The sequence below is a fragment of the Bradyrhizobium sp. AZCC 1678 genome (assembly GCF_036924765.1).
Lineage (GTDB): Bacteria > Pseudomonadota > Alphaproteobacteria > Rhizobiales > Xanthobacteraceae > Bradyrhizobium > Bradyrhizobium algeriense.
In genome coordinates this window covers 6,011,576-6,025,508 of record NZ_JAZHSE010000001.1, presented here as the reverse complement: position 1 = coordinate 6,025,508, position 13,933 = coordinate 6,011,576, and the positions used below count along the sequence as shown (strand labels likewise).

The following is a 13,933-nucleotide window of genomic DNA, read 5'->3' as shown; positions in this document are numbered from 1 at the left end:
CGCAAGAACGCGAAGGCGTATCATGGAGCGCCTGCGCCTGGAGATGTTTCGGAATGAATACAGTGTCACATCTGCGATCGATCTCTCACGGCGCTTTCGATCATCAGCAACAGCTCAGCGACCTGATTGGCATCATATACGATGCCGCCATCGAGCCGTCGCTTTGGCAGCGCACCCTCGAAACGATCGCCTTGTTTGTCGGCGGCTCCGGCGCCGGACTCTTCTGCAAGGACGTCGGAGTGCCGCACGCCGTGATTCCGCACAGCGTTGGCTTTGAGCGGCCGTTGCCCGTTGCGCTCTTTCGACAGATCTATTCGGCCGCAGAAGGGCACTTTCTCGGCGACCTCGAAGTGCCGATTGCGACCACCGACCTGATGCCTTTCGCAGCCTATGCCCAGACCGATTTCTATCGCCAATGGGCCGAACCTCAGGGCCTGATTGATTTCCTGAGCGTCGTCCTCGACAGGACGGTAATCAGCTCAGCCATCTTCGGAGTGTTCCGCCACAAGCGAAACGGCATGGTCGATGATCAGGCACGCCGGCAAATGAGGCTGATCGCTCCGCATGTCAGGCGCGCCGTGCTGATTGGCAGAATGTTCGAGTTCAAGGCGGCGGAAGTCGCAACCTTCGATGCGCTCGATGGGCTTGGTGCCGGCATGTATCTCGTTGACGGGACCGGGCGTCTAATTCACGCCAATGTCGCGGGCAATGCCATCCTTGGCGCAAGCGATATCCTGAGTTCGGTGAGCGGACGGCTGGTCGCCGGCGACGCGCAGGTCGACCGGGCGTTGCGAGAGGTCTTTGCGGCCGCAGGGCAGGGCGACGCAGCTCTCGGCGTCAAGGGGATCGCCGTACCTCTGATCGGAAGGGATGGTGAACGCTACGTCGCCCATGCGTTGCCATTGACGTCGGGAGCGCGGCGGCGCGCCGGAGTTGTCTACACCGCGGCTGCCGCCTTGTTCGTGCGCAAAGCGGCTCTGGCGGTGTCTTCCGCGCCTGAAGCCATCGGCAGCGCCTTCAAGCTGACGCCCACCGAGCTTCGCGTATTGATGGCGATTGTCGAGGTGGGAGGCGTTCCGGAAGTCGCCGCCGCGTTCGGCATCGCCGAGACGACGGTCAGGACGCATGTCACCCGCCTGTTCGCAAAGACGGGTACGTCGCGGCAGGCCGATCTCGTCAAGCTCGTTGCGGGATATGCGACGCCGCTAGCGGACTGAGCGCGACGGGGCGCAGCCGCTTTTGTCCACGCCGGACGCTGACGATCCAACGCCTCCTCCAGCATTCCTAGGACGACACATCACAGACAATTGTTCAGGATGGCAGACGTCCGGCCTGAGAGCCGTGGCAGCGTAGGCCATCAGACATCCGGTGCTCCTGCGTTTTGACCTGCAAGCACGGGACACGCATACCATGAGCATTGAAGTCGTTCCGAGCAAGGCGCCTGCAACAAAGCCCGGGCCGCGAACGGCAATGACTTGCAGAGCGGTAATTTGTGCGTTCGCCGCCACAGGAATCCTGTCGACCAACATCTTTCTACCCTCGCTGCCGGCGATCGCGGCCGATCTGCGCGTATCCAGCGCGGCCGTCACCTCGACCATCACCATTTTTCTGGCGGTTTTTGCCTTGGGACAATTGATTGTCGGCCCGTTGTCGGACCGGTTGGGGCGGCAAATGCCAATCCTGATCGGGCTCTGCATTTTTGTGCTGGGGACGATGTGGTGCGCATTTGCGGGCGATCTGCTGGGCTTGCTAATCGGCCGGGCGATACAAGCTTCCGGCGCGTGTACGATGGCCGTTCTCTCGCGCGCCATCGCCCGCGATCTGTTCGACGGCCAGGCGCTGGCAAAGACAATGGCGTCGATCACGATCGCAACTGCGGCGGCACCGGGATTCTCGCCGCTCGTCGGCAGCGCGCTTGATCGTCTTTTCGGTTGGCGCGCGGAATTTGCTTTTGTGGCGATTGTCGCCATCTGCGCCGGAGCGGCGTATGCGATGTTCATCGGCGAGACCAAAGCAGCCTCCGACAGTTCCCTGCATCCGCTCAAAATTGCCGGTTCCTACCTCGGCCTGATCCGAGACGCTCGGTTTGCTGCGCCTGCCAGAACCGCAAGCCTTCTGATGGCCGGCGTGTTCGCCGTTTTCTCCGGCGCGTCGCGCGTGCTTCTCGAAGGCTTTGGACTGTCGCCGATCACGCTCGGCCTGCTGTTTGCCGCAATTGTCTTCCTGATATTCGGGGCCGGCATGCTGGCGCCAAGGTTGTCGGCACGGTTCGGGCCCTCACATGCGACGCTGCTTGGCCTGGGATCGGCCGTCGTCGGAGCTGTCGCGCTGCTTGTCACGGTGCTGGTCGCGAAGCACTCGCTGGTGCCGTTTCTTGTCGCCGCTTCGATCTTCCTGTTCGGAGTCGGAATCGCGAGTCCGCTGTCGAGTGCGGCCGCGCTATCGCCATTCGGCGACAAGGCCGGTGCCGCGGCGGCCCTGTTCGGATTCTCGCAAATGGCCGGGGCGGCATGCGGCGCGTCGCTCGCGGCCATCCTCTCCAGCGATCCGGCCACCGGGCTTGGAACCGTGCTGGCGCTGACGGCTTTTCCCGCCCTGGTCCTGCATGGGTGGAAGAGGCGGCCGGAGTAATCGGCCGTCGATTTTCACGGCCACCGCACCCATGCGTGGCTCCGCTCCATCCTCTTTCTCAGGACGAAGCGCGCGAAATCCTATGATCCTACGACGCGGCGCAGGCATCGCCGTGACATGGTTGCGCAAATGCTTCGCGGCTGGTCGAGGAACATCAGATGCATTCCGTCAATAAATTGCGGGTCACCGGCGCACACCGCCCCAATCTTTGGTCAACCGAAAGCCATCCACGACCGGCGCTGGGCGTCCGAATCTGGACATGGTTGCTGGCCGCCTTGCACGAGTCGAGGCAGCAGGAAGCTGCGCGAGTGATCCGCCGGCATCGGGATCTCATTCAGAATTTTCAAGCTATCGAACTTCCCGGCCGTGGGACGGATCCAAAAACCCATGCATGACCGGCGAATCAGGCTGCGCGGCAGGATTGAGCAAATTTTCATCGCAGCCTTGATTGTAGGCTTCGCATTGACGCTTGGGTTTGCCTTGAACGAGCTCGACGCCGCAGTGAAGGACGCCTGCTCGAGTCTGGCCACGATCGCCACGATCGGAAATTAGAGCGTTTTTGCAGCGAAGTGGAAACCGGTTCGCGTTAAGAAAACGCGTCAAAACAAAAATCTAGAGCCCCGTTCCGATTCTATCGGAACGGAAAAGGCTCTAGAGCAGGATGAGATCAGGCCGGGCCGTGACGACGGACCATCTCGAGCCCCGGACGCAGGCGGCGTGAGCGCTGCGAGCCGGGGTCCATTGTACTTTGCATGGGGTTGTTTTGCGTTTTTTGTCTGGGCGCGCTGTTGGCAGCCTAATGCCGCACCACCAGCACCGAGCACCTGGCGTAGCGCACGACATGACCGGCGTTGGAGCCGAGGAAATAGGTCCGCATCGCCGGCCGGTGCGAGGTCATCACGATCAGATCGGCCTTGATCGCCGCGGCCTCTTCGAGGATCTCGTGATAGATGCCGCCTTGCCGCACTGCGGTAGAGATGCGTGACGCCTCGATGCCGGATTCCTTCGCCACGATGGCGAGCGCTTCCTCCGAGGTGGCGCGCTGCTGGGCATCGAAATCGGCCGGCACATATTCGGCCAGCATCACCGGCGTCATCGGCAATACGTTGAGCAGGCGCACCGTGCCGTTCCAGGTCTGCGACAGCGTCGCGGCGGTCGCGATCGCCGGCTTGGCCAGATCGGTATCGGCCAGGTCGATCGGAACGAGAATCGACTTGAACATCTGCGCCTCCTGGTTTGCGCCCGTTCGGTCCTGACTTATCAGGATCGGACTCCAGCCATTTGTTTTGACGTGTTTTCTTTTACGCGAACTTGTTCTTAATTCGCTCGAAAACCGCGTCGTGGAGAGCTTAGCATGGCGGCGCAGGGATGTCCGCCTGCCTCAATCGTCCAGCGCCTGCTTCAGCAATTTCGGGCTGGTGAAGCGCACGAGTTTGCCGCGGCGGAACGCCACTTCGCTCCAGTCGCCGACCGCAAAATCCAGGATGGCAAGGCCAGCGGTTGGCAGATTGTGTTCGAGTGATTTCTTCGCCGCCGCGTCGCCGCTGCCGGCGAGCATCAGCGCCAGCTCATGCATGCCGGGATTGTGGCCGATCAGCATCAAGCGCGCCGGATCGGTGACTTCGGCCATGCGGATGATCCGCAGCAGCTGCGCCGGCTCGGCGCCGTAGAGTTCGTCGAGCAGTTCGACCTGTGGCTGCGGAAGCCGTTCCCGCACGGCATCGTTCATCGCATCGCGCGCGATCTCCCAGGTCTGCCGCGCCCGCACCGCGGTCGAAACCAGGACGGCGTCGGGGAGTGGCGGATGCCGGCCGATCCAGGTTCCGATGGCGGCGGCATCCAGCCGGCCGCGCTCGTCGAGACGGCGGTCCTGGTCATGGCCCGAAGGCGCGTCGTGTTCGGTCTTGGCGTGACGCAGCAGCATCAAACGGCGCATGATCGCGATCTCGATTCGGTCTTAGTCTGGACTAATCTACAAGCTCATGTCCGCGACAAGGTGACAAGCGCAGCAGCGGTCCGTAAGAAACGCCATGCCCGAGACTTTCACAAGTGTGACTAACGGCCCCGAGGACGACGCGCCTTTTCGCTCGCGTCTGTCATTCGACCTGGATGTTGACATTTGCGTGGTGGGAGCCGGCCTTGCCGGCCTGACGGTGGCGCTGGAGGCCGCGCGCCTCGGCGCCAGCGTGGCCGTGCTCGAAGGCCGGCATGTCGGCTGGAACGCGTCCGGCCATCAGCTCGGCACGGTCATGCCGGGCTACAGCCTTCCGATCGGCGACCTGATCGAGCGCGTCGGCCTCGATGACGCGCGCGAGCTGTGGGCGATGTCGAAGGAGGGCGCCGAGTACGTTCGTGCCGCCGCCACCGAGGAGGCGATGCCGGGAATTGCACTGACCGAGGGCGCGCTGGAGGTCTCCACCGTCGACGCCGGCGAAACGCTGATCAGCCGGCTTCAGACGCTGAGCGAGGATTTCGAGACCGAGGTCGAGGGATGGCAGGTCGATCGCGTCCGCGATCAGCTCGGGACCGCACGCTATTTCCACGGCGTCTACTATCCGCGCGCGTTCCAGATCGACGGCCGCAAATACATCCACGGTCTTGCCGCGCAGGCGAGGCGGGCGGGCGCGCGCATCTTCGAGGACACGCCGGTCGTCAGCATCGATTCGTCAGGCATTCGCAAACGCATCGTAACGCCGTCGGCGCGGCTGCGCGCATCGCACATCGTGCTGGCCGGCAACGTTCACCTCGGCGCCCCGTTGCGCCGCCTGTCGGAGACGCTGCTGCCGGTCTGGCGCTATGCCGCGGTCACGGAGCCGCTCGGCGAGCGGTTGGGCGAGGTGATCGCCTTCAAGGGGTCGGTGGCCGACAGTGACGGCATCGATCATTTCCGCATCGTCGACGGCGACCGGCTGATGTGGGCGAGCCCGGAAACCACCTGGGAGGCGCGGCCGCGCCGCTTTGGACCCGTTATTCAGCGCCGCATTGCCACCATCTTTCCAGGGCTCGGCAAGGTCGCGATATCAGACGTGTTCGGCGGCGCGGTCGGGGTGACCGTGCACGGCATGCCGCAGATCGGCCAGCTGCGCAAAGGGCTGTGGGTCGCCAGCGGCTTCGGCCGCCATGGGCTGAACACCTCGGCGATGGCGGGGCAGGTCATCGCGCGCAGCATCCTGTGGGGCGAGGAACGCTGGAAACTGTTCTCGCCGTTCGAACTGGTTTGGGCGGGCGGCGCCACCGGTCGCGCCGCCGGCCATCTGATCGGCCTGTGGGGGCGGGGCCATTCCGCCGCGGCGGGCGCGCTGGCCCGTTACCGCGAAGGCGCCCGCGCCCGGGAACGCGTGCGCGAGGCGCGATTGGCGGAGGCCAACCGGCAGGCCGGAACCAGGCCGCCGCGCGGTCCGTCGGCTGCGCCGCGCCCGGTGCGTCCGCAGCCTCCGCGACCGCTAGCGGCGCAGGACGGCGGGATATCAGCGGCTTCCTCGCAGGAAAGTGAGTAATTCCGGGACGGTTCCGTGTAACGTCGGCGCCTGTGGGCCGTACTTGATGGCGAACCGTTACGCCCGCCTCGCACGGAGATTTCCATGATCGAACGCCGTATCCTGCTCGCATCCCTGGCCGGCCTGTTTGGCCTCGCCGCTTTCCGCTGGCTGCGTACCACGCCGGCGCAAGCCGCCGAGAAATTCGAGGTGGAAAAGACCGACGCCGAATGGCGCGCACAGCTCACGCCGCAGCAGTATGAAATCCTGCGCAAGCACGGCACCGAGCGGCCGGGTTCGAGCCCGCTCCTGAAGGAAAAACGCAAGGGCATCTTTGCCTGCGCCGGTTGTGATCTGCCGCTGTTCTCCTCGGACACCAAATACGATAGCGGCACCGGCTGGCCGAGCTTCTGGAAGCCGCTCGACAATGCCCTTGGCGAAACCAAGGACACGACGTTCGGGATGACGCGCACGGAAGTCCACTGCCGCCGCTGCGGCGGACACATGGGTCACGTCTTCGACGACGGACCGAAGCCGACCGGTTTGCGCTATTGCATCGACGGGTTTGGGCTGGTGTTTCACCCGGCCGGTCCCTCGGCTTCGTAACAGGCGCTGCCCGGCAATTGTTGCCCGCCCGGCAAATGTGCCCCAGTCTTCGGACCGGGGCTTTTTATTTAAGTCATTGATTTATAATGATTTTGTAGTTTGGCACAACGCTTGCGACATCTTCTCCCGACGCGGCCTGGGTTCTTTTGACACCGGCGAGCCGCCCGGATCGAATTTGGAGAAAATGTCATGGGTATCTTCGGCGCTCTTACGACCTCGGTTGCGGGCCTGCGCGCGCAGTCCTATGCGCTGGAAAACATCTCCGGCAACATCGCCAACTCGCAGACCACCGCCTTCAAGCGGATCGACACCAGCTTCCTCGATCTGATCCCGGACACCGGCGTCAACAATCAGCTCGCCGGCAGCGTCACCACCGCATCGCGTGAGACCAACACCGTGCAGGGCGACGTGCAGGCCGCGTCGGTCTCCACCTACATGGCGATCAACGGCAACGGCTTCTTCGTGGTGCAGAAGCCCGGCAGCTTCAGCGACAACCAGCCGATATTTTCGGGCGTCGACAATTACACCCGCCGCGGCGACTTTGCGCTCGACAAGAACGGCTACCTGGTCAACGGCGCGGGCTATTATGTCGAAGGCGTTCCGATCGATCCGGCGACCGGCAACATGACCGGCAGCGTGCCGCAGGTGCTGAAATTCGCCAACGACTTCCTGCCGGCGGTGCCGACATCGGTGGTGAGCTATCGCGCCAATTTGGCGAGCTATCCGCTTACCACCAAGCACGACAATTCGATTCCGGGGTCGGAGTTGCTGCAGCCGGCGGATTTCGCGTCCGGCAATCCGCGTTCGCTCGGCACGCCTGCCACGCCTTATGGCGACGCCACGATCGTGGGCGCCGCCAAGAACAACAAGCTGACGACGCCGACACCCATCTCGACATCAACCCTGTTGGCCGGAGGCACCAATACGAATTCGCTCACCACGAACTTCGTCGCCGGCAATACCATCACCGTGAACTCAACAACCATCCAGTTCTACGACTCGGCTGCCGGCGGCACCCCAGGCGCGCCGCCGAATCTTTATCTCGATCTTGCGACAGCCACCGTCGGCAACCTGCTCTCGACCATCGACGGCATCACCGGTGCGTCATCGACGACGCCGCCAACGCCGTCCACGATCAACAGCAGCGGTGCGATCACGCTGCATAGCGGCATTGCCGCCAACCTCACGATCACTACCACCAATACTACTGCATTTGGGGCCCTCGGCCTGACCGCGCCCGTGAATGTGCCGCGCACCGGCGGCGGCACTGCCGGCACCGGACAGGTGCTCGGCAGCGATCTCCAGGCCTTCATCAACGAATCCGTCAGCGGCGGAGCGGTGACGGCCTACGACATCTCCGGCTCGCCGGTCAGCCTGCAACTGCGCTGGGCCAAGGTTGACAGTTCATCGCTCGGCGCCGGCCACACCGATACCTGGAACATGTTCTACCAGGTCAACTCCAGCGCCACCGGCACCGACCTCGCCTGGCAGAACGTCAATACCGACTTCACCTTCTCGCCGAACGGCCAGATGACGCCACCGATCGCCGGCATCACCCTGACGGCGCCGACCATCGGCGGCGTGCCGCTCGGCAATATCTCGATCAACTTCGGCGCCGGCGGCGTCACCCAGTTCGCCGATGCCAACGGCAACGTGAAGGTCAACCAGATCCAGCAGGACGGCTTTCCGGCCGGATCGCTGCAGACCGTGTCGATCGGCCAGAACGGCCGGGTGGTCGGCAACTATTCCAACGGCCGCAACATCGACCTTGCGCAGATCTCGGTCGCAACCTTCAACGGCACCAATTTCCTCAAACGCATCGACGGCGGCGCGTTCGAGGCGACGGACCAGTCCGGCCAGGCGCTGTACGGCAGCGGCGGGACGATCGTCGGCTCGTCGCTGGAAAACTCCAACACCGACATCGCCGACGAGTTCACCAAGCTGATCGTCACCCAGCAGGCCTATTCGGCCAACACGAAGGTGATCACCACATCCAACTCCATGGTTCAGGATCTGCTGAACGTGCTGCGATAGGTCGCGCACATGGACGGTCTGATCCGGCAGGGAATTGAAACGAGCAGTTTGTCATGAGTCTCAGTCAAGCCCTCTCGATTGCCATGTCGGGGTTGCGCGCCAACCAGCTCGCGCTGTCGCTGACGTCGTCGAACGTCGCCAATTCCGACACGCCGGGCTACATCCGCAAGACCGTCAACCAGATCCAGACGTCCTCCGGTTCGATCGGCGCCGGCGTCAGCGTCACCGGCGTCAATCGCGAACTCGACCTGTATCTGCAGCAGCAGATCCGCACCGAGCAGTCCGGCGCGTCGTACGCCGACCTGCGCTCCTCGATCCTGAGTAGCCTGCAGTCGATCTATGGCACCCCCGGCGGCACCGGAACGCTGGAAACCGCGTTCAACAAACTGGTCACCGCGGTGCAGGGGCTATCGACCAGCTCGGACAGCCAGTCGGCACGGATCGGCGTGCTCAATGCCGCGCAGTCGCTGACGCAGCAGCTCAACAGCATGTCGGGCGGCATCCAGTCGCTGCGCAGCCAGGCGGAATCCGGGCTCAATTCGGCGGTCAACACCGCCAATACGGCGATGCAGCAGATCGTCAATCTCAACGCCCAGCTTGCTAGCGGCGACACCACCGATGCTGCGGCCGCAGCCCTGAGGGACCAGCGCGACCAGTATGTCGATCAGTTGTCGCAACTGATGGACATTCGCGTCATCGACAACGGCAACAATCAAATCCAGGTCTTCACCAATTCCGGCGTGCAACTGGTCGGTGCCGAGGCCTCGACGCTGTCGTTCAATCCGCAAGGCACGGTGACACCGAACACCCAGTGGGACGCCGATCCGACCAAGAGCAACCTCGGCACCCTCACGCTCCACTTCCCGAACGGTGGTTCGCTCAACCTGATTCAGACCAATTCGATCCGTTCCGGCACCATCGCCGGCTATCTCGAGCTGCGCGACAAAACGCTGGTGCAGGCGCAAACCCAGCTTGACCAGTTTGCCGCCAACATGTCGAGCCTGCTGTCCGACAAGACCACGGCGGGAACTGCGGTGAGTTCGGGGGCGTCGAACGGCTTCGATCTCGATCTGTCCGGCCTGCAGAACGGCAATGTAATCCATCTCACCTATACGGATACCAGCAACGTCCAGCATCAGCTGTCGCTGCTGCGGGTCAACGATCCGTCGGTGCTGCCCTTGTCCAACAACGCCACCACCGATCCCAACGATCAGGTGATCGGTATCGATTTCTCCGCCGGCATGGCTTCGGTGACAAGCCAGCTCAACGCGGCGCTCGGCTCAGCCGGCCTGCAATTCTCCAACACCGGCTCGACGCTGCGGGTGCTCGACAACGGCTTCGGAACCGCGACCGTGAATGCCGCCTCCGTGACGTCGACCACATCGTCGCTGCTGGGCGGCAGCGGCGAGGTGCCGTTGTTTACCGACGGCAACAGCCTTTATACCGGCGCGATCACCGCGGCAGGCCAGCAGTCGGTGGGGCTCGCGGCGCGCATCCGGGTGAACAGCCAGATCGTCGGTGATCCGGCGAAGCTGGTGCAGTACAACGCGACGACGCCGTCCGGCGACACCACGCGACCGGATTTCCTTTACCAGCAGCTCACCGCCGGCAAGTCGCTGTATTCGCCGTCGACCGGCTTCGGTACCTCGATGTTACCGTTCCAGGCGACGCTATCGAATTTTTCGCAGCAGATCGCCAGCGCCCAGGGCCAGGCGGCGGACACCGCCAAGCAGATCGCCGACGGTCAGGACGTGGTGCTGAGCACGCTGCAGGAGAAGTTCAACAGCGAGTCCGGCGTCAACATCGACGAAGAGATGGCGCATTTGCTGTCGCTGCAGAATGCATATGCGGCGAACGCGCGGGTGATGTCGACCGTCAAGCAGATGTTCGACGCGTTGTTGCAGGTCTAGCGTTATGCGTTTGGCGCGACGGTTTTGGAGTAGGTCATCATGACGGTTAGCGGTGTAGGCACCAAGACATCGATTCTGGCATCGCGAATCCTGGACTTGCAAAGCCAGTTCGACAGTCTGCAGACCCAGCTTGCCACCGGCAAGAAATCGAACACCTATGCCGGCATGGGCGTCAACCGCGGCTTTGCCGTCGCGCTGCGCGCGCAGATCAGCAGCATCGACGCGTTCGCAGATACGATGACCAACGTCACCACGCGCATCAACGTCGCCAACGCGGCACTGACGCGGATTATCGCGATCGGAACCACGGTGCAGGGCGCGGCGGTGACGTCCTCGACGCAGATCACCAGCAACGGCCAGACCATTGCCCAGGGCACGGCGCGCAGTTCGCTCGACGAGATGCTGAGCCTGCTGAACAGCCAGTCGGGCGATCGCTATCTGTTTTCCGGACGGGCCACCGACACGGCGGCGACGGCGGCGACCGCCGACGTTCTCAACGGCGTCGGCGCGCAGGCGGGCCTGAAGCAGCTGATCGCGGAACGCAAGCAAGCCGATGTCGGCTCCGGCACCGGCCGGCTGACACAGGCGACGCCGACGGCGACGTCGATTTCATTGACCGAGGACACAGGTCCGTTTGGCCTGAAGCTCGCCTCGATCACCTCGTCGGCCGCAAGCGTCACGACCACCGGGCCGACCGGCTCGCCGGCCACCGGGTCGTTCGATCTCGGCGCGACCAACCTGAACACCGGCGACACTATCACGCTGGCGTTCAATCTACCGGACGGCACCTCGGAAAACGTGCAGTTGACCGCGACCACCACGACGCCGCCGCAGGCCGGGCAGTTCCTGATCGGCGCCAACTCGACCGCGACCGCCGCCAACATCAACGCCGCGTTGACCACCGCCGTCGGCGGCCTCGCCAACGGCGCCCTGGTCGCAGCGTCCGCGCTGAAGGCGTCCAGCGAATTCTTCAGCGGCAGCCCGGTGCCGCGCGTCGGCGGTCCGCCGTTCGCCACCGCGACGACGCAGGTGCCCGGCACGGCTGCGAATACGCTCTCCTGGTATACTGGTGAAACCGGCACCGACCCCGCGCGCGGCACCGCGGTGGCACGCGTCGACGGCAGCATCACCGTGCAATATGGCGCCCGCGCCAACGAGCAGGCGCTGACGGCGCAGTTGCAGACCATTGCCGCCATGGCCGCCATGACCACCACGACCGGCGACCCGAACGCCAGCGCCCAGATCGGCGCGCTCTACCAGCGGGTGGCGACAAAACTTTTGACGCAGACCGGCCAGCAGAGCGTGCAGGATATTGCGGCGGATTTCGCCGGCGCGCAGGCCGCGATGAAGTCGGCAGGCGATCGCCAGACCCAGACCAGGAACACCGCGGAGACCATGCTGCAATCGATCGAAGGCGTTACCGACGCGGAGGTCACGGCGAAACTCCTCGCCGTGCAGAACAGCCTCAACGCGTCGTACCAGACGACGGCGATGCTGTATCAGACCACGCTGTTGAAATACATCTAAGGCGCGCCGCCCGGTTTGAATTTGTTCAAACTCTCAGCGTCGTCCCTGCGAACGCAGGGACCCATAGCCACCGGCAGCAATTGTTTTGCGCGCTGGTTGTTAACTTGTCTTTTCCGACAATGATGGCTGCGACGTATGGGTTCCTGCGTTCGCAGGAACGACGGGCAGGATTCACGTTCACTTAAGACCTGGCCAGCACCTCGCCCGCCACATCGATTTGATCTCTCCCACCCTCTTTACCCCTTTTTAACCATGATTTTGAAACCGGCGCGGTAGCCCCGTTTCTGCCGGTCCCAATTTATTTCTCGTTGATCATTTGCTTCCAGGGTGCCCCCCGGGTTCGGCCAAGAAGGCTGAGCTGTTGCGTACACCAGAAAGGTTTGTTCCATGTCTCTCTCCAGCATCACCCTCTCGTCTTCGGTTCGCCAGAACCTGCTCTCGCTGCAGGGCACCGCCGATCTGCTCTCGACCACGCAGACCCGCCTCGCCACCGGCAAGAAGGTCAACAGCGCGCTCGACAATCCGACCAACTTCTTCACCGCCGCCGGCCTCGACGCCCGCGCCAGCGACATCGGCAACCTGCTCGACAGCATCGGCAACGGCGTGCAGGTGCTGCAGGCTGCCAACACCGGCATCACCTCGCTGTCAAAGCTGGTCGATACCGCCAAGTCGATCGCCAACCAGGCACTGCAGACCACCTCGGGCTACAGCTCGAAAGCTAACGTTGCGATCACCGGTTCGAATGCGACCGTGGGAAATCCGGCGACGGCCGCCGACCTCAATTCCGGCAAGCTCGCCGCTGCCGCCCTTGAGTTCAAGAATGCCGCTGGCGTGGCCGTTACGATCACCGTTGGCGCCACGGCTGTTGCTTTCGATGCCTCGGCGCAAACCGCGACCGTCAAGTCGCTGGACGACCTCAACACCGCCTTGAGCGCTGCTGGCGTCGGTTTGACAGCTTCGCTGACGGGTTCTGACGAGTTGACCTTCACGTCGACCAACGATGCTGCCGGCCAGACCATCACCACGAGCACGACTGCTCCGACAACGGTGGCTGCGAACACGATCAACATTAATACGACCGGCGCGGCTGCAGGCACCGTTAGCGCTGCGGTTAAGGATGCTGTCTCGCAGAGCACTCGTGCGAGTCTCGTCGCGCAGTACAACCAGATCATCCAGCAGATCACGACAACGGCGCAGGACTCGTCCTTCAACGGTGTCAACCTGCTGAATGGTGACTCGCTGAAGCTGGTTTTCAACGAAACCGGCAAGTCGACCTCGACGATCACGGGCGTGACCTTCGATCCGAACGGCCTCGGCCTGAAGTCGCTGGTCGCCGGCACTGACTTCACGGACAACGCCCAGACCAACACGGTTCTGACGGCGCTCAACACCGCCAGCACCACGCTGCGCTCGCAGGCTTCGGCGTTCGGCGCCAACCTCTCGATCGTGCAGATCCGTCAGGACTTCTCGAAGAACCTGATCAACGTGCTGCAGACCGGGTCGTCCAACCTGACCCTGGCCGATTCCAACGAGGAAGCGGCCAACAGCCAGGCGCTGTCGACCCGCCAGTCGATCGCGGTCTCCGCGCTCGCGCTCGCCAACCAGTCGAACCAGAGCGTTCTCCAGCTGCTGCGCTGATTTCGGCGTACTATTCGATCCATCACGGCGGCGGGGCTTCGGCCCCGCCGTTTTTTTGTGTCCGGAGGTCCGGAACTGGCATCGCAAACAGGAGGATCAGGTCGCTCGAAA

12 protein-coding genes are annotated in these 13,933 nt (G+C 63.4%); 8 read left to right on the top strand and 4 right to left on the bottom strand.

Annotated elements, in window-relative coordinates; all coding sequences use genetic code 11:
• The first annotated feature begins 53 nt into the window (after window positions 1-53).
• Both V1294_RS29020 and V1294_RS29015 read left to right on the top strand, forming a co-directional pair.
• Window positions 54-1,217 carry a helix-turn-helix transcriptional regulator gene (locus V1294_RS29020; protein WP_334501964.1) on the top strand — a complete coding sequence of 388 codons (1,164 nt, stop codon included), beginning with the start codon at window positions 54-56 and terminating at the stop codon, window positions 1,215-1,217.
• A gap of 193 nt (window positions 1,218-1,410) precedes the next feature.
• A complete protein-coding gene (locus V1294_RS29015) occupies window positions 1,411-2,631 on the top strand; it encodes a Bcr/CflA family efflux MFS transporter (protein WP_334501962.1) in 1,221 nt (406 codons plus the stop codon).
• Between the two features lie 212 nt (window positions 2,632-2,843).
• Here V1294_RS29015 and V1294_RS29010 read toward each other — a convergent pair whose 3' ends face one another.
• From V1294_RS29010 to V1294_RS29000, 3 genes are all read right to left on the bottom strand, one after another.
• Complete coding sequence (locus tag V1294_RS29010) at window positions 2,844-3,170, bottom strand: hypothetical protein (protein ID WP_334501960.1); 327 nt, start codon at window positions 3,168-3,170, stop codon at window positions 2,844-2,846.
• Between the two features lie 257 nt (window positions 3,171-3,427).
• A complete protein-coding gene (locus V1294_RS29005; RefSeq protein ID WP_334501958.1) occupies window positions 3,428-3,853 on the bottom strand; it encodes a universal stress protein in 426 nt (141 codons plus the stop codon).
• A gap of 159 nt (window positions 3,854-4,012) precedes the next feature.
• Complete coding sequence (locus V1294_RS29000) at window positions 4,013-4,567, bottom strand: SixA phosphatase family protein (RefSeq protein WP_334478868.1); 555 nt, start codon at window positions 4,565-4,567, stop codon at window positions 4,013-4,015.
• Window positions 4,568-4,661: 94 nt separating this feature from the next.
• On the opposite strand from V1294_RS29000, the gene V1294_RS28995 reads away from it, so the two are divergent.
• The 5 genes from V1294_RS28995 (at window position 4,662) to V1294_RS28975 (ending at window position 12,184) form a co-directional block, all read left to right on the top strand.
• Window positions 4,662-6,128 carry an NAD(P)/FAD-dependent oxidoreductase gene (locus tag V1294_RS28995; RefSeq protein ID WP_334501956.1) on the top strand — a complete coding sequence of 489 codons (1,467 nt, stop codon included), beginning with the start codon at window positions 4,662-4,664 and terminating at the stop codon, window positions 6,126-6,128.
• Window positions 6,129-6,212: 84 nt separating this feature from the next.
• Window positions 6,213-6,713 (top strand): peptide-methionine (R)-S-oxide reductase MsrB, encoded by a 501-nt coding sequence (gene msrB, locus V1294_RS28990; RefSeq protein ID WP_334501954.1) that lies wholly within the window; start codon window positions 6,213-6,215, stop codon window positions 6,711-6,713.
• 189 nt (window positions 6,714-6,902) lie between these two features.
• A complete protein-coding gene (locus V1294_RS28985) occupies window positions 6,903-8,747 on the top strand; it encodes a flagellar hook-basal body complex protein (RefSeq protein ID WP_334501951.1) in 1,845 nt (614 codons plus the stop codon).
• A 53-nt stretch (window positions 8,748-8,800) separates the two neighbouring features.
• Window positions 8,801-10,657 carry a flagellar hook-associated protein FlgK gene (flgK, locus tag V1294_RS28980; protein ID WP_334501948.1) on the top strand — a complete coding sequence of 619 codons (1,857 nt, stop codon included), beginning with the start codon at window positions 8,801-8,803 and terminating at the stop codon, window positions 10,655-10,657.
• Window positions 10,658-10,696: 39 nt separating this feature from the next.
• Window positions 10,697-12,184, top strand: coding sequence for a flagellar biosynthesis protein FlgL (locus tag V1294_RS28975; RefSeq protein ID WP_334501945.1), 1,488 nt, complete (start codon window positions 10,697-10,699; stop codon window positions 12,182-12,184).
• A 236-nt stretch (window positions 12,185-12,420) separates the two neighbouring features.
• On the opposite strand, the gene V1294_RS28970 is transcribed toward V1294_RS28975, so the two are convergent.
• Complete coding sequence (locus V1294_RS28970) at window positions 12,421-12,573, bottom strand: hypothetical protein (RefSeq protein ID WP_334501943.1); 153 nt, start codon at window positions 12,571-12,573, stop codon at window positions 12,421-12,423.
• Between V1294_RS28970 and V1294_RS28965 the strand changes: the two genes are divergently transcribed.
• Window positions 12,572-13,822, top strand: coding sequence for a flagellin N-terminal helical domain-containing protein (locus V1294_RS28965; protein ID WP_334501941.1), 1,251 nt, complete (start codon window positions 12,572-12,574; stop codon window positions 13,820-13,822). The two genes, V1294_RS28970 and V1294_RS28965, sit on opposite strands and share 2 nt — an antisense overlap.
• Window positions 13,823-13,933 lie beyond the last annotated feature (111 nt).

Excerpts from the sequence above, each read along its gene's own strand:
- V1294_RS29020 (WP_334501964.1), top strand. The coding sequence starts at position 54 with ATGAATACAGTGTCACATCTGCGATCGATCTCTCACGGCGCTTTCGAT.
- V1294_RS29015 (WP_334501962.1), top strand. The coding sequence starts at position 1,411 with ATGAGCATTGAAGTCGTTCCGAGCAAGGCGCCTGCAACAAAGCCCGGG.
- V1294_RS29005 (WP_334501958.1), bottom strand. The coding sequence starts at position 3,853 with ATGTTCAAGTCGATTCTCGTTCCGATCGACCTGGCCGATACCGATCTG.
- V1294_RS29000 (WP_334478868.1), bottom strand. The coding sequence starts at position 4,567 with ATGCGCCGTTTGATGCTGCTGCGTCACGCCAAGACCGAACACGACGCG.
- V1294_RS28995 (WP_334501956.1), top strand. The coding sequence starts at position 4,662 with ATGCCCGAGACTTTCACAAGTGTGACTAACGGCCCCGAGGACGACGCG.
- msrB (WP_334501954.1), top strand. The coding sequence starts at position 6,213 with ATGATCGAACGCCGTATCCTGCTCGCATCCCTGGCCGGCCTGTTTGGC.
- V1294_RS28985 (WP_334501951.1), top strand. The coding sequence starts at position 6,903 with ATGGGTATCTTCGGCGCTCTTACGACCTCGGTTGCGGGCCTGCGCGCG.
- flgK (WP_334501948.1), top strand. The coding sequence starts at position 8,801 with ATGAGTCTCAGTCAAGCCCTCTCGATTGCCATGTCGGGGTTGCGCGCC.
- V1294_RS28975 (WP_334501945.1), top strand. The coding sequence starts at position 10,697 with ATGACGGTTAGCGGTGTAGGCACCAAGACATCGATTCTGGCATCGCGA.
- V1294_RS28965 (WP_334501941.1), top strand. The coding sequence starts at position 12,572 with ATGTCTCTCTCCAGCATCACCCTCTCGTCTTCGGTTCGCCAGAACCTG.
- V1294_RS28970 (WP_334501943.1), bottom strand. The coding sequence starts at position 12,573 with ATGGAACAAACCTTTCTGGTGTACGCAACAGCTCAGCCTTCTTGGCCG.